General features: G+C 72.5%; 14 protein-coding genes and 1 pseudogene. 4 read left to right on the top strand and 11 right to left on the bottom strand.

From position 1 onward, the window contains the following. Positions 1 to 209: 209 nt before the first annotated feature. Complete coding sequence (locus V8J36_RS00645; RefSeq protein WP_336465320.1) at positions 210 to 2,462, bottom strand: response regulator; 2,253 nt, start codon at positions 2,460 to 2,462, stop codon at positions 210 to 212. Positions 2,463 to 2,613: 151 nt separating this feature from the next. Here V8J36_RS00645 and V8J36_RS00640 point away from each other — a divergent pair, with 151 nt between their 5' ends. Both V8J36_RS00640 and pbpC read left to right on the top strand, forming a co-directional pair. Continuing rightward, a complete protein-coding gene (locus V8J36_RS00640) occupies positions 2,614 to 8,067 on the top strand; it encodes an alpha-2-macroglobulin family protein (protein WP_336465319.1) in 5,454 nt (1,817 codons plus the stop codon). 107 nt (positions 8,068 to 8,174) lie between these two features. Beyond that, positions 8,175 to 10,202, top strand: coding sequence for a penicillin-binding protein 1C (gene pbpC / locus V8J36_RS00635; RefSeq protein ID WP_336465318.1), 2,028 nt, complete (start codon positions 8,175 to 8,177; stop codon positions 10,200 to 10,202). A gap of 376 nt (positions 10,203 to 10,578) precedes the next feature. Here the strand turns inward: pbpC and V8J36_RS00630 are convergent, their stop codons facing one another. Beyond that, positions 10,579 to 11,319: a pyridoxamine 5'-phosphate oxidase family protein gene (locus V8J36_RS00630; RefSeq protein WP_336465317.1), complete on the bottom strand. Its 741-nt coding sequence runs from the start codon at positions 11,317 to 11,319 to the stop codon at positions 10,579 to 10,581. Between the two features lie 70 nt (positions 11,320 to 11,389). Between V8J36_RS00630 and pdxR the strand changes: the two genes are divergently transcribed. Then, complete coding sequence (gene pdxR / locus V8J36_RS00625; RefSeq protein WP_336465316.1) at positions 11,390 to 12,799, top strand: MocR-like pyridoxine biosynthesis transcription factor PdxR; 1,410 nt, start codon at positions 11,390 to 11,392, stop codon at positions 12,797 to 12,799. Between the two features lie 501 nt (positions 12,800 to 13,300). Here the strand turns inward: pdxR and V8J36_RS00620 are convergent. From V8J36_RS00620 to dapD, 8 genes and pseudogenes are all read right to left on the bottom strand, one after another. After that, positions 13,301 to 14,560, bottom strand: a complete 1,260-nt coding sequence (locus V8J36_RS00620) for a lytic murein transglycosylase (RefSeq protein WP_336465315.1) — start codon at positions 14,558 to 14,560, stop codon at positions 13,301 to 13,303. Between the two features lie 72 nt (positions 14,561 to 14,632). Then, positions 14,633 to 16,888 (bottom strand): ribonuclease R, encoded by a 2,256-nt coding sequence (gene rnr / locus V8J36_RS00615; protein ID WP_336465314.1) that lies wholly within the window; start codon positions 16,886 to 16,888, stop codon positions 14,633 to 14,635. A gap of 38 nt (positions 16,889 to 16,926) precedes the next feature. Further along, positions 16,927 to 17,364: a GNAT family N-acetyltransferase gene (locus tag V8J36_RS00610; protein WP_336465313.1), complete on the bottom strand. Its 438-nt coding sequence runs from the start codon at positions 17,362 to 17,364 to the stop codon at positions 16,927 to 16,929. Next, positions 17,361 to 18,521 carry a succinyl-diaminopimelate desuccinylase gene (gene dapE, locus V8J36_RS00605; RefSeq protein ID WP_336465312.1) on the bottom strand — a complete coding sequence of 387 codons (1,161 nt, stop codon included), beginning with the start codon at positions 18,519 to 18,521 and terminating at the stop codon, positions 17,361 to 17,363. Before dapE ends, V8J36_RS00610 begins: the two co-directional genes overlap by 4 nt. 435 nt (positions 18,522 to 18,956) lie before the next feature. Continuing rightward, positions 18,957 to 19,316 (bottom strand): annotated as a pseudogene (locus tag V8J36_RS00600) (hypothetical protein); the annotation flags it as partial. A gap of 39 nt (positions 19,317 to 19,355) precedes the next feature. Beyond that, the gene (locus tag V8J36_RS00595; protein ID WP_336465311.1) at positions 19,356 to 20,357 is read right to left on the bottom strand and encodes a DUF421 domain-containing protein; all 1,002 of its coding nucleotides are present in this window, start codon (positions 20,355 to 20,357) and stop codon (positions 19,356 to 19,358) included. 701 nt (positions 20,358 to 21,058) lie between these two features. Beyond that, positions 21,059 to 21,316: a GlsB/YeaQ/YmgE family stress response membrane protein gene (locus V8J36_RS00590; protein WP_336465310.1), complete on the bottom strand. Its 258-nt coding sequence runs from the start codon at positions 21,314 to 21,316 to the stop codon at positions 21,059 to 21,061. 119 nt (positions 21,317 to 21,435) lie between these two features. After that, positions 21,436 to 22,263, bottom strand: coding sequence for a 2,3,4,5-tetrahydropyridine-2,6-dicarboxylate N-succinyltransferase (gene dapD, locus V8J36_RS00585; RefSeq protein ID WP_336465309.1), 828 nt, complete (start codon positions 22,261 to 22,263; stop codon positions 21,436 to 21,438). A 100-nt stretch (positions 22,264 to 22,363) separates the two neighbouring features. Here dapD and V8J36_RS00580 point away from each other — a divergent pair, with 100 nt between their 5' ends. Next, positions 22,364 to 23,185 carry a TIGR00730 family Rossman fold protein gene (locus V8J36_RS00580; RefSeq protein WP_336465308.1) on the top strand — a complete coding sequence of 274 codons (822 nt, stop codon included), beginning with the start codon at positions 22,364 to 22,366 and terminating at the stop codon, positions 23,183 to 23,185. Here the strand turns inward: V8J36_RS00580 and V8J36_RS00575 are convergent, their stop codons facing one another. Next, the gene (locus V8J36_RS00575; protein ID WP_336465307.1) at positions 23,186 to 23,401 is read right to left on the bottom strand and encodes a DUF2945 domain-containing protein; all 216 of its coding nucleotides are present in this window, start codon (positions 23,399 to 23,401) and stop codon (positions 23,186 to 23,188) included. Positions 23,402 to 23,548 lie beyond the last annotated feature (147 nt).

Below are 23,548 nucleotides of genomic sequence, written 5' to 3'. Positions count from 1 at the left end.
GCGGGCCCGGGCGATGACACCGTGGTATCGGCGCAGGGCGCGCGCGCGCGGCGTCTCCGCAAGGCCCAGCGTCTGCCGGGCCAGCCGCGGGCGGGCAATAGGAGCTGATCGGCTCGATTGTTCTATGCTTTCTCAGATGTTTGATCAGGTACTGGTCGCGATCTGCGACCAAGGAATAATTCACCCTGAGGACTAACGGGGGCGGGCGTCTATTCGCCCGCGAGGTCGAGTGGCTGACCGGCCAGCGGCGGGCGGGCTCCGGGCGGGCAATGCGAGGTGATCCGCTCGACGATCGCGTTCTTCTTCAGGGGTTTGGTCAGGTAATGGTCGAGCCCCGCGGCCAGGAATTCCTCGGCATCGCCCTCCATCGCATGGGCGGTCAGCGCCACCACCGGGACATGGCTGCCCAAGGCGCGCTCGGCGGTGCGGATCGCGCGGGTCGCTTCCTTGCCGTCCATCTCGGGCATCGAGATGTCCATGAAGATCAGGTCGGGCTGCCAGCTGCGCCATTTCTCGACCGCCTCGCGGCCGTTGCCCGCGAAGTCTAGGTCGATGTCGAGGTCCTTGACCATCTTGCGGAAAACGAGCTGATTGGTGCGGTTGTCCTCGGCCGCGAGCACGCGCATCGCGCGGCCGGGCGCGGCCTCGGGCGGGGGGGGCGGCGGGGCGGGGGGCGGTTCCTCGGGCCGCGCGGCGGGCGCGCCCGAGATCGCCTGAAGCGTCTTCATCAGGTCCGAGCGCAGGATCGGCTTCTGCAGGACCGCGGCCACCTGCCCGGTGGCCGCCTGATCGGCATCGGCGGGGTCGGAGGAGACCAGCAGCACTGGCACCTCGATCCCCTTTTCCCGCAGCTTTTCCGCGAATTCGAGCCCGTCCATCCCCGGCATGTCGTGATCGGTCAGCACGAGGTCGAAGGACAGGCCGCGGTCGACCACCGCCAGCGCCTCTTCGGCCGAGCCGCAGAGCGTCACCTCGATCCCGTAGGCGGCCAGCTGGCGTTCGAGGATCATGCGGTTGATCAGCGTGTCGTCGACGACCAGCGCGCAGTTCATCCGGATCGGATCGGCCGAGGGCCCCTCGGCCTCGCGCGCCTCGGCCACCGGCAGGGGCACGCGGAAGCCGAAGCATGAGCCGCGGCCGAGCGTGCTGTCGACCCAGACCGTACCCTCCATCATCGTCACCAGCTGGCGGGTGATCGCGAGGCCGAGCCCGGTGCCCTCGAACTTGCGGTTCTGCGCGGCCTCGACCTGATTGAACTCGCCGAAGACCTTGTCGAGATTCTCGGCCGCGATGCCGATCCCGGTGTCCTCGACCGTGACATGCAGGTCGCAGCGCCCGTCGGCGCGCTCCAGCCCGACGACACGGGCCATGACATGGCCTTCCTGCGTGAACTTCACCGCGTTGCCGACGAGGTTGGTCAGGATCTGCCGCATCCGCCCCGGGTCGGCGATGAAGCGGGTGGGCAGGAACAGGTCGTAATCGACGACCAGCTTCACCCCCTTCTCGCGCGCCGAGGGTTCGAGCAGCATCATCACCTCGTGCAGGCAGCGCTCGAGGTCGAAGGGTTCGGGATAAAGCCGCATCCGCTCGGCCTCGATCTTCGAATAGTCGAGCACGTCGTTGATGATCTGCAAAAGCGCCTCGCCCGACGAGCGGATGGTGTCCGCGTAAAGCCGCTGATCCTCGGTCAGGGCGGTTTCGCACAGGAGTTCCGCCATGCCGACGACGCCGTTCATCGGCGTGCGGATCTCGTGGCTCATGTTGGCGAGGAAGGCGGATTTGGCGCGGTTCGCGGCCTCGGCCTTGATGCGCGCCTCTTGCAGCTCGGCCTCGCGCCGGATCGTGTCGGTGATGTCCTGCACGAGGCCCACGAGGTCGCCATCCGCCCCCCAGCGGTCGATCAGGCGCAGGCTGCGGCCATCGGCGAGACGGATCGTGAAGGGCTCGATCCGGTCGCGGCGGATCCGCGCCGTCATCTCGTGATGCCAGTCGAGCGGATCGCGGCCCTCGAGGTCCAGCAGCCCGCGTTCGGCGACGATGCGCAGCACCGCGTCGTAGCTGACGCCCTGGGTGATCGCGATGCGGCCCTCGAAGAACGACAGCCACGCCCGGTTCGCCACCACCAGCCGCAGGTCGGAATCGAAGACCGCGAAGCCGTCCTTCACGGTTTCCAGCGCGTCCCAGAGCCGGGTCTGGGCGATGCGGGCCAGCGAGGTCGCCTGTTCCAGATCCTCGAGCGCGCGGGTGGTCTGGGATTTCAGCGTCGCGGCCTCTGACCGGGCACGTTCCAGCCCGTGGCGCTGTTCGACGATCTGGTCGGACAGTGACCGCGCATGCTGGGACAGGCGCTGGTTCGCCTCGGTCAGCTCGCGCTGCTTCTGGTCCAGCAGCCGCTCTGCCGCCAGCCGTGCGCGCCGTTCCTTGGCCAGCCGTTCCAGAAGAACCGTCGGGTCGAGCCCCATCCTACCGCCTGTCTGCCTGCCCCCCGCCTGCGCCCCGGAGGCTGGCCGAGTCCCGGTAAAGGCGGGCTTAAAGCGCGGCGTCCAAGGGGGGCGACTCATTGCCAAGGCCGGGGGGGTCTGACAGCCTTCGGTTGATCAGGGAGGATCGGCGATGGGACGGATCTGGGGCGTGGCGCTGGCGGTGACGCTCGCCGTGGCGGGGCTGGCGCGGGCCGAGGTGCCGGCGGGGCCGCTGGTGCCCGAGCGGCGGCTGGTGGTGAGCCCGGATCTGGATTTCTACGGCGCGGACCTGCGCACGATCCTTGATACCTCGTTCGAGGGCTGCCGGGCGGCCTGTCTGGCCGACGAGGCCTGCAAGGCGCTGACCTACAACGCGCGGGCGGGGTCGTGCTTCCCGAAAAGCGGTGTGGCCGAGACCCGGCCCTATGCGGGCGCGCTGTCGGGCCATGTGCTGGTGGCGCGTGTCGGTAATGCGGCGGCGCGGGCGCGGGCGGGCGCGCTGGCCGGGCTGCGGGCCGAGGATTTCGCGGCGGCGCTGGCGCAGGCGGTCGCGATCGGGACCGAGGCCGCGCCGGGCGCGCGCCCGGTCGAGGATTGGCTGGCCGAGGCGCGGCGCTGGCAGGGCGTGGGCAATGCGCCCTCGGCCGTGCAGGCGCAGGCCGCGGGCGTGGCGCTGGGCGATCTGGCGGCGGACTGGGCCGCCTATGCCGGGATGCTGCTGGCGCTGCCGGGGGACGAGGACGCGTTGCGCGCGCAGGCGGAACGGGCCCTGTCGGCGGCGATCAACGCGCGGCTGCGGGCCGGGGACGGGCCGGTCGCGGTCGAGGCGCTGATGCTGACCGGCCGGGCGCTGGTCCGGCTCGACCGCGGGCGCGAAGCGATCGCGGTGCTGCGGGCCGCCGTGGCCGAGGCGCCGGGGCGCGGCGATCTGACAGCCCTTCTGGACGAGACGGTCGAGAAACACGGCTTCCGCGTCACCGGTCACGAGGTGACGGCGGATGCGGCGCGGCCGACGATCTGTGCCGATTTCTCGGAAGAGCTGGCGGGCGGGGCCACCGATTACGCGCCCTTCCTGCGCAGCGAGGTGCAGGGGTTGGCGATCTCGGCCTCGGGCAGCCGGCTTTGCGTGACCGGGATCGAACATGGCCGCGACTACCGCTTCACCTTCCGCGCGGGGCTGCCCGCGGCCTCGGGCGAGGTGACGGCGAAGGACGTGACGCTGACGGCCTATGTGCGCGACCGCAGCCCGCAGGCCAGCTTCCCGGGCCGCGCCTATGTGCTGCCGCGCGCGCCGGGGGCCGGGATCCCGGTGGTGACGGTGAATGCGCCGAAGCTCGACGTCGCGCTGTCGAAGGTGGCGGACCGCAATCTCGTGCAGGCGCTGCGCGAGGACAGTTTCGGCCGGCCGCTTGCCGAATGGCAGGGCCGCCAGCTGGTCGAGGCGCTGGCCGAGCCGGTCTGGTCCGGCACGCTCGAGCCGCCCGCGGGCGGGCCGGACACGGTCAACCGCGAGGTCACGGTGCGTCTGCCGCTCGATGAGCCGCTGAAGGGGCAGGGGCCGGGGATCTATCTGCTGTCCGCCGCGGTGCCGGGGCTCGATCCCTATGACCATCCGCCGGCGCTGCAATGGTTCGTCGTCTCCGACATCGGGCTGGCGACGGTGGGGGGCACCGACGGGCTGCATGTCTTCGCCCGCGCGCTGGGCTCTGCGCGGGCCTTGGCGGGGGTCGAGGTGGCGCTGGTCAGCCGCGCGAACGCGGTGCTGGCCAGCGCGGTGACCGATGCCGAGGGCCGCGCCGATTTCGGGCCCGGGCTGACCGCGGGCACCGGCAATGCCGCCCCCGCGCTGGTCACCGCGCGGATGGGGGAGGACAGCACCTTCCTGCCGCTGACCGATCCCGAATTCGACCTGTCGGACCGCGGCGTCGAGGGGCGCGAGGCGCCGGGGCCGATCGACGTCTTCCTCGCGACGGACCGCGGCGCCTACCGCCCGGGCGAGGTGATCCATGCCACGGCGCTGGCGCGCGACCCGCGGGCCGAGGCGCTGCCGGGCGTGCCGGTGACGCTGCGGCTGATGCGCCCCGATGGCGTCGAGCATCTTGCGCAGCTCGCGCCCGAGGCGGGGGCGGGCGGGCACCTGTTGGACATGGCGCTGCCCGCCGATGCGCCGCGCGGGACCTGGGTGCTGGAGGCGCGGACCGATCCCAAGGCCGCCCCCTTGGCCGTCGCGCGGCTGCTGGTCGAGGATTTCCTGCCCGAGCGGATCGATTTCGACCTTGGCCTGTCCGAGGCGCCGCTGGCCTTGGGCGCTTCGCCCGAGGTCGCGGTCGACGCGCGCTATCTCTACGGCGCGCCGGGCGCGGGCCTCAGGATCGAGGGCGACCTGCGGCTGGCGCCGGCAACCACGCTTGAGGCCTGGCCAGGCTATCGCTTCGGCCGTCACGACGCCGAGCCGCAGTCCTGGTACGAAAGCCTTGCGGGCGATGCCGAGACCGATGCGGCGGGCCGGGCCACCGTCCGGCTGGTCTTCCCCGAGACCGGCGCCATCGCCGGGCCGCTGACGGCGCGGGTCGCGGTGCGGCTGTCCGAGGGCTCGGCCCGTCCGGTCGAGCGGCGCCTGACCCGCGCGGTCCTGCCCGACCACCCGGTGATCGGGGTGAAGCCGCTCTTCGAGGGCGCGCTCGACCGCGGGGCCGAGGCGCGGTTCGACGTGCTGGCGCTGGGCCCCGATGCGCAGCCGGTCGCGCTCGACGTCCGCTGGCGGCTGAACCGGGTCGAGACCGACTGGCAATGGTACGTGCTTTACGGCGAATGGCAGTGGGAGCCGGTGACGACCCGGACCGAGATCGACGCAGGGGTCCTGACGCTGGACCCTGCCGCGCCGGGCCGGATCGCGCTGCCGACCGACTGGGGCGAATACGAGCTGGTGGTGACGGGCCCGGGCGGGGCCACGACCTCGACGGGCTTTCCCTCGGGCTGGTACGCGGCCGGGGCGGGGACCGACACGCCCGACCGGCTGACGGTGGCGCTCGACCGCGCCGCCTATCGCCCCGGCGACACGGCGCTGCTTCGGATCGAGGCGGCCACGGCCGGCACCGCGTTGGTCAACGTGGTCTCCGACCGGCTGATCGACAGCCGCGCGGTCGCGGTGACGGCGGGCGCGCAGGAGATCGCGCTGCCGGTGACCGACGCCTGGGGGGCGGGCGCCTATGTCGCGGCGACGCTTGTGCGACCGCTTGACCAGACCCAGGCGGAACAGGCGCCGGTCCGGGCGCTGGGCCTCGCCCATGCCGCGGTCGACCCCGGCGCGCATCGCCTGACCGCGAGCCTGCAGGCCCCGGCCGAGGCCGATCCGCGCGGGCCCTTGGAGGTCGCGCTGAAGGTCGAGGGCATCGCGCCGGGCGAGACCGCGACGGCGGTGATCGCCGCGGTGGACGAGGGCATCCTGAACCTGACCGGTTTCAAGGCCCCGGACCCGGGCGCGCATTACTTCGGCCAGCGCCGGCTGGGCGTCGCGCTGCGCGACCTCTACGGGCGGCTGATCGACGGGCAGGCCGGGCGACCGGGCATGGTACGCTCGGGCGGTGACGGAGCGGCGGCAATGGGCCTGCAGGGCCCGCCGCCGACCGAGGACCTGCTGGCCTTCGTCTCGGGCCCGGTGACGGTGGGGCCGGACGGGTTGGCGCGGGCGCGCTTCGACCTGCCGGCCTTCAACGGCTCGGTCCGGCTGATGGCGATCGCCTGGTCGCAGACCGGCGTCGGGCAGGCGCAGGCGCAGGTGCTGGTGCGCGACCCGGTGGTGGTGACGGCAAGCCTGCCGCGGTTCCTTGCCCCCGGCGACGCGGCGCGGCTCAGGCTCGACATCGCCCATGCCAAGGGTCCGGCGGGCGAGATGGCGTTGGAGGTCACGGGGCAGGGCGTCACCCTTGGCGCCGCGCCGGCGACGGTGACGCTGGCCGAGGGCGGGCGACAGGCGGTGACGGTGCCGCTGACCGCGGGGCCCGCGGCCGGCGACGGCGAGATCCGCGTCGCGCTGACCCCGCCCGGCGGGGCGCGGCTCGAGCAGGTGCTGCGCCTGCCGGTGCGGGTTCTCGACCCCGAGGTCGCGCGGCAGACCCGCGTCTCGCTGGCGCCGGGGCAGGGTTTCACCGTGACCGCGGATGCCTTCGCGGGGCTGGTGCCGGGAACGGGGCGGATGACGCTGGCCGCGGGGCCGGTCGCGCGCTTCGACGCGGCGGGCCTTCTGCACCGGCTCGACACCTATCCCTACGGCTGCACGGAACAGGTGACCTCGAAGGCGCTGCCGCTTCTCTACCTGTCGTCGGTCGCCGGGGCGATGGGGGCGAAGGGCGCGGGCGATCTGGATGCCCGCATCGCCGGGGCGATCGGAAAAGTGCTGCTGAACCAGTCGGCGGGCGGCAGCTTCGGGCTCTGGCGGCCGGATGCCGGCGATCTCTGGCTCGATGCCTATGTGACCGATTTCCTGTCGCGCGCCCGCGCCACCGGCCACGCGGTGCCCGAGACCGCTTTCCGTGCCGCGCTCGACAACCTGCGCAGCCAGCTTTCCTACGCGCCCGAGTTCGACGCGGACGGCGGCCCCTGGGCGTATGCGCTGATGGTGCTGGCGCGCGAGGGCGCGGCGGCGATCGGCGACGTGCGCTATTACGCAGACCAGAAGCCCGCGGCGTTCGACACGCCGATCGCCGCGGCCCAGCTCGGCGCGGCGCTGGCGATGGTGGGCGAGCAGGCGCGGGCCGACGCGATGTTCGCCCGCGCCGTGGCGATGGCGCGCGGCGCCGCGCCCGAGGGGCAGGTGTGGCGCGCCGATTACGGCACGCCGCTGCGCGATGCGGCGGCGGTGCTGGCGCTGGCGACCGAGGCGGGCTCGACCGCGGGTGCCGACCCAGGCCTGGCGACGCGCGTGGCGCAGGGCCTGGGCGATGCGACCGCGGTCTCGACGCAAGAGGCTGCCTGGTCGCTTCTGGCCACGCAGGCGCTGATCGCGGGCAGCGCGGCGCCGCGGCTGACGCTCGCCGGCGCGCCGGTCGCGGGGCCGTTCCTGCGCGCCTATGACGACCTGCCGGCGCCGATGACGCTGACCAACGCGGGCGACCGCCCGACCGACCTGACGCTGACCACCTTCGGCACGCCGGCCGAGCCCGAGCCCGAGGGCGGTCGCGGCTGGCGCATCGCGCGCAGCTATTACACGCTCGACGGCGATCCGGCCGAGATCGGCGCGCTGAAACAGGGCGATCGCCTCGTGGCGGTGCTCGACATCACCCCGCTCGAGGGCGGCGCTGCGCGGTTGATGATCGACGACCCGCTGCCCGCGGGGATCGAGATCGACAACCCGGCCCTGATCCGCGGCGGCGACATCGCGGCGCTCGACTGGCTCGAGACCGCGGAACCGGCCAGCGCCGAGTTCCGGGCCGAGCGCTTCCGCGCCGCCGTTGACGCGCAGGACGGCGCGGCCTTCCGCCTCGCCTACATCCTGCGCGCGGTGACGCCCGGCCGCTTCCACCAGCCCGCCGCCAGCCTCGAGGACATGTACCGCCCCGAGTTCCGCGCCCGGACCGCCACCGGCGAGGTCACCATTGCCGAGTGATCCCAGGCGGCCGAGCGCACCCCTCTTCGCGTTTTCGCATTGGCCCAAATATCCCGGGGGAGCGGCGCAGCCGCGGGGGCAGAGCCCCCTCTGGCCCGGTCCGGCCCGTGCCGCGTGACCGCTCCCTCGCGCGCGCGCTCTTCGCTGCGGCCCTTCTCGCCGCCGCGCTGGCCACCGCCCGCGACAGGGTCGATGCCTGGATCGGGTCAACGGTCCTGCCGCCCCTCGCCATCGAGACCGGGACCGAGCTTATCGCCCGCGACGGCAGCCTGCTGCGGGCCTGGACGGTGGCCGGGGGGCGCTGGAGGCTCGACCCCGGCCCGGTCGATCCCGCGTTCCTGGCGCTGCTGACCACCTACGAGGACCGCCGCTTCGACCGCCACGCGGGCGTCGACCCGCTGGCGATGCTGCGGGCCGTCGGGCAGGCGCTGGTGCAGGGGCGGGTGGTCTCGGGCGGCTCGACCCTGACCATGCAGGTCGCGCGGCTGATCGAGGGGTCGGGCACCGGGCGGCTCGCGGGCAAGCTGCGCCAGATCCGGGTCGCGCTGGCACTGGAACGGCGGCTGACCAAGGACCAGATCCTCGACCTCTACCTGCGGCTCGCGCCCTATGGCGGCAATATCGAGGGGATCCGTGCCGCGAGCCTCGCCTGGTTCGGACACGCGCCGCGGCGGCTGACCCCGGCAGAGGCCGCGCTGCTGGTCGCGCTGCCGCAGGCGCCCGAGGCGCGTCGGCCCGACCGCGACGCGCAGGCCGCGCGGGCCGGCCGCGACCGGGTGCTGGCGCGGGCCGAGGCCGCGGGGCTGATCGACGCGGCCGGCGCCGCCGCCGCGCGGGCCGAACCGGTGCCGCAGCGGCGCCGCGATCCGCCGCAGCTCGCACCGCAGCTGGCCGACCGGCTGCGCGCCGAAAACCCCGGCATGGGCGTGATCCGCTCGACTATCGACGCGGGCCTGCAGCGCAGCCTGCAGGATCTGGCGGCGCGGGCCGTCGTCAATGCAGGCCAGCGGCTGTCGGTGGCGATGGTCGTCGTCGACCACCGCTCGGGCGAGATCCTCGCCTCGGTCGGCGGTGCGGACTGGGGCGACGGGGTGCGGGGCGGCTGGCTCGATCTGACGCAGGCATTGCGCTCGCCCGGCTCGACGTTGAAGCCTTTCGTCTACGGGCTGGCCTTCGACGCGGGCCTCGCCCATCCCGAAACGCTGGTCGAGGACCGGCCGATGCGCTTCGGCAGCTATGCGCCGCAGAATTTCGACCGCCAGTTCCGCGGCACGCTGCCCGCGCGCGAAGCGTTGCAGCTGTCGCTGAACCTGCCGGTGGTGGCGCTGGCCGAGGCGGTGGGGCCCGCGCGGCTGGTCGCTACGCTCGAGGCGGCGGGTGCCGCGCCGCGGCTGGCGGGCGCGCCGGGGCTGGCGGTGGCGCTGGGCGGGCTCGGGATCAGCCTGCAGGATCTGGCCGGGGCCTATGCGGGGCTCGCGCGGCTGGGGGCGCCGGTGCGGATCTCGGCGCTGGCCGGAACCGCCAGTCCGCTGCCGGGGCGGTTGATGCGGCCCGAGGCCGCCTGGCAGGTGGGCGAGGTGCTGGCGGGTCTGACCCCTCCTGGCGGGGGGCAGGCGGGGCGGATCGCCTGGAAGACCGGCACGAGCTACGGCCACCGCGACGCGCTGGCGGTGGGCTTCGACGGCGCGCATGTGGTCGCGGTCTGGATGGGCCGCGCGGATGGCACCGCGGTGCCCGGCGCCTTCGGCGGCGATCTGGCGGCGCCCCTGATGGTCGAGGCCTTCGGGCGGCTCGGGACCGTGGCGCGCCCGGCCCCGCCGCCCGGCACGCTGATCCTGCCGAACGACCGCCTGCCGCTGCCGCTGCGCCATTTCGCGCCGCGGGGCGAGGCGTCGGACGCGCCGAAGCTGGCCTTCCCGCCGTCAGGGGCCGAGGTCGCGGTGCCGCGCGGGCAGCTGGTGGCCAAGGTGCGCGACGGCACGCCGCCCTTCACCTGGCTGGCCAACGGCCGCCCGGTGCTGGCCGCATCCCCCGAGCGCGAGGTGGTGCTGCCGGCCGAGGGACCGGGCTTCCTTTCGCTGTCGGTGATCGACGCCGCCGGGCGAGCCTCGGGCGTCGAGCTGCGGTTGCGATAGGCCGGCCCGCAGGCTGGCGAGGGGCACCTTCGGGCGCCTTGCCCCGCAGTGACCCGATGCGCGAGTCGCCCTGCCTCCCCCGCGCTGCCCGAGCGCACAAGGAAGGGGAGGGGCCGCGCGCAGCGGAAACGACCGTTTCCCTGCCGGCCTGCCTTGGGCACGGGGATCGTCCGGACCGCGCGTGGCCCCGAACCCCGGTCGGGCAGCGAGGATCACGCTTCGGGTACGCGGCGGCGCAGGGCAGGGGCATCACAGACGGCAGCCGCAGGACCGCCCGCGTGGGGCGACCGGCGGCGGCTGTTCTCGCCCGACTTCGGAGCCTTGTCGTCCCCGGTTCGGACCCGCCGCTCCGGTGCCGCGCCCCTGCGGCGCGGGTTCAGCCCTCGTAGATCCGCTGTGTCGCCAGCAGGGCGGCATCGAGCACCGCGCCCTCGGCATAGGGAGCCAGCGTTGCGGGGCGCTCGATCCCGGCGGGGATCTTCGGGCAGGTCTCGGTCGCGCCGATCACCGTGCGCACCGGGATCACCCCGGCCCAGGCGGGGAAATCCATGTCCTCGGGCTCGTCGCCGACGCCCTTGGCGCGGATCTTGGCCGAGGCCTCGTCGATGCGCATCGCGATCACCGTGGTGGCCTTGGTCTCTTGCGCGGTGATCCGGCGCAGCCCGGCGCTGCGGTCGGGGTAGAAGCGGTCGACCACGCCCACCAGCGCGCGGGCCTTCTCGGCCTCGTCCTCTACCAGCCGCGCGGTGCCGAAGCACATTGCGGCGCGGTAGTTGACCGAGTGATTGAATCCCGACCGCGCCAGCACCAGCCCGTCGAGATGCGAGACGGTCAGGCAGGCCGGCGTCCCCGCCTTCAGGTGGCGCAGCATCCGGCTGGCGGACGAGCCGTGCCAGTAGAGCATGTCGCCCTCGCGCCAGTGGATCGTCGGCGTCGCATAGGGCTGGCCGTCGATGACATAGGCGACATGGCAGAGCATCGCGCTGTCGAGGATCGCATGCACCGTCTCGTGGTCGTAAGACCCGCGCTCGTGCACGCGCTTGACGCGGTTGCGGGCGCTCACCGGGTAGGCTTCAGGGGCGGTGTCTACGGCGGAGGGCGTGAGCGTGTCGGACATCGGGCTTGCCTTTCGGTCAGGGAGGCCCCACCGATAGCCTGCGCGATTGGTTCGGAAGAGGTCCAATTCGATGGAGAGTGAGCGAACCAATTTGCCCGATCTGTCGGCGCTGGTGCCGGTGCTGCCGCAGGACGGCCCGCGGCGGCTGGCGCTGTACCGGGCGCTGCGCGGGCTGATCGAGACCGGGGCGCTACCTTCGGGCACCAAGCTGCCGACGACACGCGATCTGGCGGCGCGGTTCGCGATCGCGCGCGGCGCGGCGGTGGCGGCCTTCGAGATGCTGGTGGCCGAGGGCTTCGCCGAGGCGCGCACCGGCGCGGGCACCTTCGTCGCGGGACGGGTGCCGCTGCTGCGGCCGCCGTCGGCGCCGGTGCCCGCGGCCGAGAGGCCGCGGCCAGAGGTGTTCCCAGCGGCGCTGGGGGCGGCGATGCCCGACCGGGTGAGCGCAGAGGCGTTCCGGCGGCTGCTGCTGCGCCATGCCACCCGCCCGGTGGCGGGGCAGTTCCATTACGGCGACCCGCAGGGCAACCGCAGCCTGCGCGAGGCGATCGCGGCCTATCTGGGCACGGCGCGCGGGGTGCGCTGCGACCCGGGACAGATCGTCATCACCTCTGGCAGCCAGCAGGCGCTCGACCTGGTGCTGCGCGGGGTGCTGGCCCCGGGGGCGCAGGTCTGGCTCGAGGATCCGGGCTATGGGCAGGCGCGGGCGGCGGTGCTGGGGGCGGGGCTGGCGCCGGTGCCGGTGCCGGTCGGCCCCGAGGGGCTGGAGGTCGCGGCAGGCATCGCCGCCGCCCCCGCAGCAAGGGCCGCCTATGTCACGCCCTCGCACCAGTTCCCGCTGGGCGTGGCACTGTCGATGCGGGGCCGTCTTGCGCTTCTGGACTGGGCGGCGGCGGCGGGGGCCTGGGTGATCGAGGACGATTACGACAGCGAGTTCCGCTATGCCGGCCCGCCGCTGGCGGCGATGCAGGGCATGGATGGGGCGGGGCGGGTGATCTATGTCGGCACCTTCTCGAAGGCGCTTTATCCCGGGCTTCGTACCGGCTATCTGGTGCTGCCCGCGCCGCTGCTGGACCCGGTGCTGCGCCTGCGCGACCGCACAGACCGCTATCCGCCGGTGCTGACCGAGGCGCCGCTGGCGGACTTCCTGGCCGAGGGGCATTTCTCGCGCCACCTCGTGCGCGCACGGCGGCGGGTGCGGGGGGCGCGCGACGCGCTGGTCGCGGCGCTGGCCGAGGGGCCGCTGTCGGCGCTGCCGCCCGATCAGGGCCTGCACCTGATCGCCCGCGGCCCGGTCGACGAGGCGCGACTTCTGTCGCTGGCGCAGGCGGCGGGGCTGGGCGGGCGGGCGCTGGGGCCGATGCACCTTGGCCCCGTGCGCGACACGGGGCTGGTGCTGGGCTTCTCGGGCGGCTCGGCCGATGTGCTGGCCGCAGCGGCGCGGCGGCTGAACCGGCTGCTGGCCGAGGGCACGGGTTGAGCGCCGCACGACCCGACAGGCGCCAGCGCAGCGGGCTGCGACCGGGGCCTGTGACCGGGGCGGCGACCGGGAGGGCGGGGATGGTCCTGCTTCGGTCCCGGCTTTGCTCGGCGCGGCATGCGCCGGCCCGAGGGTGCCATGCCGGGGACACATCTGCCGGCCCTTCGCGCAGCGCAGGGCATTCGGCGTGGTCCCGGTGCCGGGTCCGCCCGCATCGTCAAGACCTTGGACGGATTCGCCGGGCCGGTCTGCCGAAGCAGCCTGCCGAGTCAGCCTGCGGGTTCACCGGCGCCGGCAATGTGCTGACCCCGACGACGGCCGCGGGAGCGGCTTGGCGGTGCGCTGCGCCGGTGCGTCCGGCGCGGGCCCTGCAGAAGGGCGCTTGCCCCGTTGTGGCGCGGCGCCGTCAGGCGGGGGCTGGCAAGCCGGCGGTCCCATGGGGCGAGGCTTCGGCCATCCGACGGCGGCTTGCCGGCGCGTCGTCCGACGTCGGCGCGGGGGTCAGCCGCGCAGGCGGGCGAGCATCGCGGCGCTGGGATAGCCGTCGGGCAGGATGCCGTTCGCGGCCTGCCAGTTGCGCAGCGCCTCGACCGTGTTCGGGCCCAGCTTGCCGTCTGTGCCCTGAGTGTCGTAGCCGCGCGAGGTCAGCAGTTCCTGCATCTCCTTGCGTTCGGCCGAGCTCAGCGCGCGGTCGCCGCGCGGCCAGCTGCCGGCAAGGCCCGGACGGCCGGCGATCGCGTCGCTCAGCAGGCCCACGCCCAGAACGTAGCTGTCCGAGGCGTTGTAGGTGCGGATCGCCGTGTAGTTCGCGCCCACCAGGAAGGCCGGGCCGCGGATGCCCGCGGGCAGGAAGATCGACGAGCGGTCGAGGTCGGGCAAGCCGCCGCCGCTCGCGGTGCGGATGCCCATCGCCGCCCAGTCGCGCGACTGGCGGTCGGTGCCGCGCCCGGTCAGGCCGAGGTCGAAGTTCACCGGCAGCCGCACCTCGACCGCCCAGGGCTGGCCGCGCCGCCAGCCGGACTGCGCAAGATACGACGCGGTCGAGGCCAGCGCGTCGGTCGGGTCGTCCGACCAGATGTCGCGCCGCCCGTCGCCGGTGAAATCGACCGCGTGGCGCAGGAACGAGCTGGGCATGAACTGGGTATGGCCCATCGCCCCCGCCCAGCTGCCGGTCATGTGCCGCGCGTCGACGTCGCCCGCCTGCACGATGCGCAGCGCGGCCAGAAGCTCGCCCTCGAAGAACTCGCCGCGCCGCCCGTCATAGGCCAGCGTCGCCAGTGCCGGGATAACCTCGGTCCGGCCGCGGTTGCCGCCGTAGTTGCTCTCCATCCCCCAGACGGCCAGCACCACCTCTTTCGGCACGCCGTAGCGCCGCTCGATCCGGTCGAGCACATCGGCGTGCTGTGCCAGCATCTGCTGGCCCTGCGCGACCCGCGCGGCCGAGACCGCGCCGTCGAGATATTCCCAGACCGACTTCGTGAACTCGGCCTGGTTCTGGTCGAGCTTGATGATCGAGGGCTGGTAGCCGACCCCGGTCAGCGACTGGTCGAGCGTGCCGGGCAGGATCCCCTGCGACAGGGCGCGGGCGCGGAAGCCCGTCAGCCAGTCGTCGAAGCCCTGATTGGTGCTGTAGGACGGGTTGATCGGTTCGGGCATGCCGCGGCTCACCGGCGGGGGCGAGGTGATGGGCGCGTAATCGGCCCCCCCGCATCCGGGGAGCGCGAGGACGGCCGCGCCGAGGGCGAGGATCGTGATGCGCATGGGGTCTGTCCTGCTCGGGTTCGTCTTGTTGTTGCCCCGAGCATAACAATCCCCCTCGCGATCTCAAACAGCTTAGCGCCGCTTGCGGACGACCTTGCGCTTTCCTGCCGCCGCGCGGGCCTTGGCCATGCCGGGGCGCCGCGCCGAATGCTTGCCGCGCTTCGACGAGGCGCCGCGGGGCATCGAGGCGCCGTCGATTTCCAGCAGGTCGAGCATCAGCCCGCCGGTGACCGGCACCGCCTCGGCCAGCCGCACCAGCACCCGCTGGCCGATGCCGATCACCGTGCCGGTGTCGGCGCCCATCAGGGTCTGGCTGTCGGGATCGTAGTGGAAGAACTCGCGCCCGACCGAGCGGATCGGCACGAGCCCGTCGGCCCCGGTCTCGTCCAGCTTCACGAAAAGCCCGAACTTCTGCACGCCCGAGATGCGGCCCGTGAACTCGCCGCCGACCCGGTCGGACAGGAAGGCCGCGAGGTAGCGGTCGGTGGTGTCGCGTTCCGCGGCCATCGAGCGGCGCTCGGTGTCCGAGATGACCTTGGCGGTCTCGTCCAGCGTCTCGATGTCGTGCTGGCTGAGCCCGTCCTTGCCCCAGCCGTGCCCGGAGATCAGCGCGCGGTGCACGATCAGGTCGGAGTAGCGGCGAATGGGCGAGGTGAAATGCGCGTAGCTGCGGAGCGCGAGGCCGAAATGCCCGAAGTTCTGCGGATTGTAATAGGCCTGCGTCATCGAGCGCAGGGTCGAGAGGTTGATCAGCTCGTCGAAATCCGAGCCCTCGGCCTGCGCCAGCAGCCGGTTGAGATGCGCGGTCTTCAACACCTGCCCCTTGGCCAGCGTGAAGCCCGAAGCCTCGGCCACCTCGCGCAGGGACTCCAGCTTGTCAGGGCTCGGCTCTTCGTGGACGCGGTAGAGCAGCGGCCGCTTCAGGCGTTCCAGCTCCTCGGCGGCGGCGACATTGGCCAGCACCATGAATTCCTCGATCAGCCGGTGGGCGTCGAGGCGGTCCTTGAAGTTGACGCTGGCCACCCGGCCGTCGTCGGTCAGCTTGATCTGGCGTTCGGGCAGGTCCAGCTCGAGCGGCTGACGGATCGCGCGGGCCTTCATCAGCGCGGCATAGGCGGCGTAGAGCGGGCGGATCACCGGCTCGAGCAGCGGTGCGCAGCGCTCGCTGGGGGCGCCGTCCATCGCCGCCTGCACCTCGTCATAGACCAGTGAGGCGCGGGACTTCATCAGCCCGCGGTGGAAGCGGTGCGAGATCTTGTGGCCGTCCGCGTCGATGCGCATCCGCACGGCAAGGCAGGCGCGGCTGACGCCCTCGTGCAGCGAGCAGAGGTCGCCCGACAGCCGGTCGGGCAGCATCGGCACGACGCGGTCGGGGAAATAGGTCGAGTTGCCGCGGCGGCGCGCCTCGTGATCCAGCGCCGAGCCGGGAGTGACGTAATGCGCGACATCGGCGATGGCGACCCAGATGAGGTGGCCGCCCGGGTTCGACGGGTCAGCGTCGGGCATCGCGAGGCAGGCGTCGTCGCGGTCGCGGGCATCGGCGGGGTCGATGGTCACCAGCGCCAGGTCGCGCATGTCCTCGCGCCCGTCGAGCGTCGCGGGCTCCTGCGCATCGGCCTCGGCAATGACCTTGTCGGGGAAGTCGTCGGGGATGCCGTGCTGGTGGATCGCGATCAGGCTGACGGCTTTCGGCGCACCGGGATCGCCCAGGCGTTCGACGATCCGCGCCCAGGGCAGGCCGAGCCGGCCCTTGGGGCCCGCCTGTTCGGCCTCGACCAGTTCGCCGTCCTCGGCCTCCATCGTCGCGTCGCGGCCGACGCGCCATTCCTTGTCCGAGCCCTTGTCGACCGGCACGATCCGCCCGCCCTCGGGACCCTTGCGGAAGATGCCCAGCAGCCGGTGCTGCGCGACGCCGATCTTGCGGATCAGGCGGGCCTGATAATCGTGGTCGGCGCCGGGGATCTCGATCAGCTTGGCGAGGATGCGGTCGCCCTCGGCCACCGGGTCGTCGGCCTTGCGCGGCACGAAGAGGATGCGCGGGGCGGGGCCCTTGCCCTCCCATTCCATCGGGCGCGCCCACTGGTCGCCGTCGCTGTCGGGCGCCTGCACGATCAGCACGGTGACCGGCGGCAGCTTGCCCGCGCCGGAATAGGTCGAGCGGCGGCGTTCCAGCAGCCCCTCGGCCTCCAGCTCCTTGAGCATCCGCTTCAGCTCGATCCGTTCCGCGCCCTTGATCCCGAAGGCCTTGGCGATGTCGCGTTTCGCCGCCGCCTCGGGATGGTCGGCGACCCAGTCGAGGATCTGTTCTCTGGAAGGTATCTGAGCCATGGCCCACCGCTACCACGCGGGCGCGGCGGGCGGAAGCGTCAGCCTTTGCCCGGGCGCAGCGCGCGCCACATGTCGCGATGCGGCACGGTGCCGTCGAGGTATTCCGGCCCCTCGGCGGCGAAGCCCGCGCGTTCGTAGAAGCCAATCGCCTGCGTCTGGGCCGAGAGATAGGCGCGGCTCAGGGCCGGGTCCTTTGCCAGTCTTGCCAGCGAGGCCTCGATCAGCCGCGCGCCAAGGCCGGTGCCGCGCGCCTCTGGCAGGACGCAGACGCGGCCGATCTTGCCCACGTCGCCTGCCCGCAGAAGCCGCGCCGTGCCCATCGGCACGCCATCGACGAGGCCCAGCAGGTGGATCGCGTCCGCGTCGAGCGCGTCGAACTCCTCGGCCTCGGTGAAGCCCTGTTCGTCCATGAAGACCCGGCGGCGCAGGGCGGCGCAGGGGGCGAAGTCGGGGGCCTCGACGATCTCGACCCTCATGCGAAATACTCGGTCAGGATCCGGCGATAGACCGCCTTCAGCGCGTCGATCTGCGCGGTTTCCACCCGTTCGTCGACCTGGTGCATGGTCTTGCCGACAAGGCCGAATTCCAGCACCGGGCAATGGTCCTTGAGGAAGCGCGCGTCCGAGGTGCCGCCGGTGGTCGACAGCTCGGGCACGAGCCCGGTTTCGGCGGTGACGGCGGCCGCGACGAGATCGACGAAGGGGCCGGGCGGGGTCAGGAAGCTTTCGCCCGAAACCTGCGCGCAAAGCTCGAAGCCGACGCCGGTCGCCTCGGTCACGCGGTCCGCATCGGCGCGCAGACGCTCCATCACCGAGGTCGAGGAATGGCGGTCGTTGAAGCGGATGTTGACGCTGGCATGGGCCTTGGCGGGGATCACGTTGGTGGCTGGGTTGCCGCAGTCGATGGTCACGATCTGCAGGGTCGAGGGGTCGAAGTGATCGGTCTTCTCGTCGAAGGGCGCGCGGGTCCAGCCTTCCAGCAGCGCGACCAGCGCGTGCAGCGGGTTCTTCGCCCGGTGCGGATAGGCGGCATGGCCCTGCACGCCGGTCGCGCCCAGATGCACGGTCATCGAGCCGCGGCGGCCGATCTTGATCATGTCGCCAAGTGTCTCGGGACAGGTCGGCTCGCCCACGAGGCAGACCGACATCCGCTCGCCCACCTCTTCCATCCACTCGACCATGGCCTTGGTGCCGTGCTTGCCGGGGCCTTCCTCGTCGCCGGTGATCGCGATCGCGATGGCGCCCGCGGGCGGGGCCTCGCGCACGAGGTCGCAGGCGGCGGCGACGAAGGCCGCGACGCCCGATTTCATGTCGGTCGCGCCCCGGCCCCAGATTTCCGTGCCGACGATCTCGCCGCCGAAGGGATCGCGGGTCCAGGCGTCCGCGTCGCCCACAGGCACCACGTCGGTGTGGCCGTTAAAGCCGAAGGTCTTCGCCGCGCCCTTCTCGCCCCAGCGGGCATAGAGGTTCGGCACGCCCTCGCGGTCGATGCGGGTGCAGGCGAAGCCCGCGGAGGTCAGCAGGCCGTCCAGCAGCACCAGCGCGCCGCCCTCGACCGGGGTGACCGAGGGGCAACGGATCAGCTCGGCGGTCAGCGCGACCGGATCGACGGGGGTGTTTCCGAGGGTTGGCATGGCATCTCCTTCGCGCGGTCCCCCGGGTCTAGACCCGCCCGGGACGGGACGCAATCGGCGTGGGGCCGGGACGGGGCGTCGGGGCAGGCCCCTGCCGTCTGGGGGGCGAGGTCAGGCAGGGCCGGGGCAAGGGCGGACACGGTATTCGACGGTCGTGCTCCGCCCAGCACGAGGTCAGGCGCGCGTCCATGAAGAGCCATCGCGCGGCGGGCGCCTTTTCCGCCTCAAGCGGCAGACAGGCGGGCGCGGGCGGCGTAGGCTTCAGCGCCGCTTCGGCGGCTTGCTGTCGCCCTTGCCCTTGGCCGGACCCTTGGTGGGGCCCTTGGTGCCGGGCTTGCGCGCCTCGACCGGCTTGCGGGCGGCCGGGTTCGCGGGGTTCGCGGCAGGCTTCACGGCGCGCACCGGCTGGGCGGCGGCGGGCGCGGCCTCTTCGGGCTCGTCGTAGAAGGGCGTCATCTGCGCGACGATCACCGCGTTCTCGGCCAGCGCGCGGGCCATCAGTTCGCGCTCGTCGGCGTCGATCTCGTGGCCCTGCTTCTCGCGTTCGGCCAGCGTGCCGTAGCCGGTGATGTCGACGGGGGAGAGCTCCGCCACCTTCAGCACCGCCACCGTCTCGCGTACCGCCTCGTCCTCGTCCACGCCGCTCGCGAAGCACATCAGCGCCGCCCCGGTCGCGCCCTCGGGCAGGCCGTCACCGGGCGAGCGGCCAAGCTCGACCACCAGCGTGTAGACCTGCTGCTTGCGCTTGGTCTTTTCGGGCTTCGCGCCTTCGGGCGTTTCCGGCGTGTCGGACATGATCGGCTCTCCGCAGGGCTGTCCCTGTTGCTGTTCCCGTCATCTGTCGCCCTTCGGCGCGTCATGCAAGCCGGTTTCGCCGATCCGCGGCAGGGTCCAGTGGCCGTGGTCGCACTGCGGGCAGGCACCGTCGGGCAGCACCTCGGCCGCCTCCGACAGCGCCCCGCAGCGGGTGCAGCAGGCCAGCCCCCCGGGCGCCAGCGCCGGGTCGGTCAGCCGCGGCAGGGGGCGGATCTCGGCCGGGGGCACGATCGGCAGGCCGGGGCGCGCTTCCTTCGACCGGAAGGTCGAGAATGCGCCGCCGCCCTCGATGTAGAGATGCTCGACCTCGCCGAGGTTGCGGATGCCCTGCAGCCGCAGCCGCGAGATGACCTCGGCGGTGCCGATGTCGCGCGCGGCCAGCCCCTCGGGCAGGATGCGCCCGTCCTCGACCAGCGCGACCGGCACGCCGTCGATCAGCCGCTTGGCCCGCTCGTGGCGCAGGATCATCAGGTCGAGCGCCTTGTTGATCGCGACGACGACGGTGATGACCACCAGCGCGTTCAGCAGCGGCGTGTCGGGATACAGCACCGCGTCGCCGACCGCCGAGCCGATGGCGATCACCAGCAGGAACTCGACCAGTGACAGCTGCACCACGCCGCGCCCGCCGACCCAGCGCACCAGCAGAAGCGTGTAGCCGTAGATCACGACGACGCGGAACAGGATCTCGAGCGCGAAGAGCGGCGTGGTGTCGCCCAGGAACATCCGGTGCAGGTCGAAGGGGACGATGGTCTGGTCCATGCCGGGGCTCCGCGCGGGCCGCGCGGCGTGCTTGCCGCCTGCGCCAACCCGGCCAGTGGCGCGCGGTTCCCGGGCGTGCAGCGGCGCCGAGGCGCTGGCGGGGATCGGCCCGCGCGAGGCAAGGCCCAGCCGCTCGTCCTGCCAGCCGGTGATCCGCCCGCCGGCGCCCTCGACCACCGGGCCGACCGCGCAGATGTCGAAGGGATCGAGGTCCGATCCGTTCAGGACAGAATCCGACGCGGCCGCGGGCCAGCGCGACATGCGCGGTCGAGCCGCCCTCATGGCGGCGCAGCCCGCCCGTGCCACGCAGGCGGGCATGGCCGGCGGCGCTGGCGCCGGTGAAGCTGTCAGGATTGGCCAGCGCGAGCCGCGCGGCGGCAAGCCCGGTCTGGCCGCTGACCCGCATGTGACCCGCATTGGGCGGCCGGCGAAGATTGTGGACCGGCGAAGAAGGCCGATGGCGCGCGCGCCGGGCAAGGGCAGGTCGATGCTCCGCAACACCAGTTCCCCGTCGCGGCAGAGCGCGATCAGCGAGGGCCAGTTCGGCAGCCCGCCGCGAGTTGCTGCGTGCCGTCGATGGGGGCGAGCACCCAGATGTGGCTGCGGCCCGCGTCCTCGGTCCCGTGTTCTTCGCTCAGAAGGCCGCAATCTGGGAAACACGCGCGGATAAGCGCGCGAGAGTGTCGCGATCGCGAGATTGGCCGGCGTCACCGGCGAGCCGTCGGGCTTAATCTTAACCGCCCTGTCGCCGCCCCAGCCGGGGCCAGAGATCGCGGCGGCGTAATCGGCCCGCGCCTGCGCCAGCGCAAGCCAGCGGTCGAGTGCGGCCTCGAAGTGATCGGGGGGCATGGCCGTTGGCCTAATGTCCCGGTCTGACGCCCGGGTGACAGGCGGCGGTGACAGACACATGCGAAAAGGCCCGCCCCGGTGAAGGGCGGGCCTTGCATCCGCATCGTCAGGCGTCAGGCGTGGCGGCCGCGCAGCATCCGGCCCAGCGCGATCAGCAGGCAGGCGCCCACGATCGCGACGATCAGGTTGCCCAGCAGGCCCACGGCGCTCGCGCCGAGGATCAGTGCCAGGATCCAGTTCAGCACCACGGCGCCAAGGATCCCCAGGATGATGTTCATGAAGATCCCGTGATCCGCCTTCATGATCTTTTCGGCGATCCAGCCGGCGAGCGCGCCGACGATGATCGTCATGATCCAGCCAACTCCGGTCATATCGTCCTCCAGTGTCCAAAGGCGCGACCCTGCGGGATGCGGGTCGCTGCCGTCATTCTGGAGGGCGAACGCGAAGGGGGCGAGCGGGTTCCCGCCCCGGGTCGGGCAATTAGCCCTGCTCAGTCGCGCAGAAGTTCGTTGATCGAGGTTTTCGAGCGCGTTTTTGCGTCGACCCGTTTCACGATCACGGCGCAATAGAGATTGACGCCGTTCTTCGAGGGCAGCGAGCCCGACACGACGACCGACCCCGCCGGCACTTCGCCATAGAAGGTCTCGCCGGTCTCGCGGTCATAGATCTTGGTCGACTGGCCAAGGTAGACGCCCATGCCCAGCACCGAGCCCTCGCGGACGATCACGCCCTCGACCACTTCCGAACGCGCGCCGATGAAGCAGTTGTCCTCGATGATCGTCGGGCCGGCCTGCATCGGCTCCAGCACGCCGCCGATGCCGACGCCGCCCGAGAGATGCACGTTCTTGCCGATCTGCGCGCAGCTGCCGACGGTGGCCCAGGTGTCGACCATGGTGCCTTCATCGACATAGGCGCCGAGGTTCACGAAGGAGGGCATCAGCACCACGCCCTTGGCGATGAAGGCCGAGCGGCGGACAATGCAGTTCGGCACCGCGCGGAAGCCGGCGGCCCGCCACTGGTTCTCGCCCCAGCCGGCGAATTTCGAATCGACCTTGTCCCACCAGCCGCCGCCCTGCGGCCCGCCCGACTGCAGCTCCATGTCCTTCAGACGGAAGCCCAGCAGCACCGCCTTCTTCGCCCATTGGTTCACGTGCCACTGGCCGTCGGCCTGACGCTCGGCCACGCGCAGGGTGCCGGCGTCCAGCGCGGACAGCGTCGCCTCGATCGCCTCGCGGGTCTCGCCGGTGGTTGCGGGGGTGATGCCGTCGCGGGCCTCCCAAGCGGCTTCGATGGCGGTTTCGAGCTGGGCGTTCGACATGGGATCTCTCCGGGAATAACCTTGGCGTCAGGCGTTACAGCCCTATAGACCGGGGCAGCCGGCCGTTGCAACGCGGGCGGTGGACGCGAGGAGAACGACGATGGACGATACGCCCCGCAGCCCGCCGCTGCGCGACAGCCGCGAGGACAGCCGCGCGGCGGGGCAGGGCCCCGACACCGCCCAGACCCGCGCCCCGGCCTATCGGCTGGCCTTCACCGACACCGATTTCCTGCTGCGCGAAGAGCTGCGCCCGGTGCGGCTGCAGCTCGAACTGCTGAAGCCGCAGATGGTGATGGACGAGCGCGGCGTGCAGTCGACCTTCGTGATCATGGGCTCGGCCCGGGTGCCGGGCCCCGAGGGCGAGGGCGCCCCGCACCGCGGCACGGCCGCCGGTCTTGCCCCGTGGTACGAGGTCGCGCGCGATCTCGCGCAACGCGCGACCGAGCGCAGCCTGGCCAGCTATGGCCGCGACTGGGTGGTCTGCACCGGGGGCGGTCCGGGGATCATGGAGGCGGGCAACCGCGGCGCCGACGATGCCGGCGGGCAGTCGATCGGGCTGAACATCGTGCTGCCGCACGAACAGGCGCCAAACCCCTGGGTGACGCCGGATCTGTGCTTCAACTTCCACTACTTCGCGATCAGGAAGATGCATTTCCTCATGCGCGCCCGGGCGATCTGCGTCTTCCCCGGCGGTTTCGGCACGCTGGACGAGATGTTCGAATGCCTGACGCTGATCCAGACCGGCCGGATGCGCCCGGTGCCGGTGATCCTGTTCGGCCGCGCCTTCTGGGACGGGCTGGTGAACTGGCAGGCCCTTGTCGAGGTGGGCACCGTCTCTGCCGCCGATCTGGAGCTGGTGAGTTATGCAGAGACGGCCGACGAGGCGATGCGGATCATCGACAACTTCGATTTCGGCTGCTGATCAGCCGCGCTCGAGCTCTGTCTCGAGCTTCAGCACCCGCCCGCCGTCCGTCTGTTCGATCAGGTAGGCCGGCCGGCTCCGGCTGCCGTTGCGGGTGATGTCGCGGCCCTTGATGCGGCGGGTGACACGGCGCGCGAAGGTCTTTGCGATGCGGCCCGTGCCCTTGCCGGCGCCCCAGCGCCACGCGACGGTCTCGCCCTTGGAAAACTTTGCCATCCTGCACCTCCTGCCGGCCAACGCCTGGCCGTGGCCGGGTGTTCCGGCGGGTGCTTTGGCAGGGGGGCTCTGCCCCCGCCGCGTCCCGGCGGGACGCGACTCCCCCGGGATATTTGGGCCAATGCGAAAGCCTCGTTCGGCTTGGCC

This window comes from Frigidibacter sp. MR17.14, from assembly GCF_037095735.1.
Lineage (GTDB): Bacteria > Pseudomonadota > Alphaproteobacteria > Rhodobacterales > Rhodobacteraceae > Frigidibacter.
Note: the sequence above shows the minus strand (reverse complement) of the source record. Positions and strands in the feature narration are given on the sequence as shown.

Coding starts and splice junctions, on each gene's coding strand:
- V8J36_RS00645 (WP_336465320.1), bottom strand. CDS start 2,462: ATGGGGCTCGACCCGACGGTTCTTCTGGAACGGCTGGCCAAGGAACGG.
- V8J36_RS00640 (WP_336465319.1), top strand. CDS start 2,614: ATGGGACGGATCTGGGGCGTGGCGCTGGCGGTGACGCTCGCCGTGGCG.
- V8J36_RS00630 (WP_336465317.1), bottom strand. CDS start 11,319: ATGTCCGACACGCTCACGCCCTCCGCCGTAGACACCGCCCCTGAAGCC.
- pdxR (WP_336465316.1), top strand. CDS start 11,390: ATGGAGAGTGAGCGAACCAATTTGCCCGATCTGTCGGCGCTGGTGCCG.
- V8J36_RS00620 (WP_336465315.1), bottom strand. CDS start 14,560: ATGCGCATCACGATCCTCGCCCTCGGCGCGGCCGTCCTCGCGCTCCCC.
- rnr (WP_336465314.1), bottom strand. CDS start 16,888: ATGGCTCAGATACCTTCCAGAGAACAGATCCTCGACTGGGTCGCCGAC.
- V8J36_RS00610 (WP_336465313.1), bottom strand. CDS start 17,364: ATGAGGGTCGAGATCGTCGAGGCCCCCGACTTCGCCCCCTGCGCCGCC.
- dapE (WP_336465312.1), bottom strand. CDS start 18,521: ATGCCAACCCTCGGAAACACCCCCGTCGATCCGGTCGCGCTGACCGCC.
- V8J36_RS00595 (WP_336465311.1), bottom strand. CDS start 20,357: ATGTCGCGCTGGCCCGCGGCCGCGTCGGATTCTGTCCTGAACGGATCG.
- V8J36_RS00590 (WP_336465310.1), bottom strand. CDS start 21,316: ATGACCGGAGTTGGCTGGATCATGACGATCATCGTCGGCGCGCTCGCC.
- dapD (WP_336465309.1), bottom strand. CDS start 22,263: ATGTCGAACGCCCAGCTCGAAACCGCCATCGAAGCCGCTTGGGAGGCC.
- V8J36_RS00580 (WP_336465308.1), top strand. CDS start 22,364: ATGGACGATACGCCCCGCAGCCCGCCGCTGCGCGACAGCCGCGAGGAC.
- V8J36_RS00575 (WP_336465307.1), bottom strand. CDS start 23,401: ATGGCAAAGTTTTCCAAGGGCGAGACCGTCGCGTGGCGCTGGGGCGCC.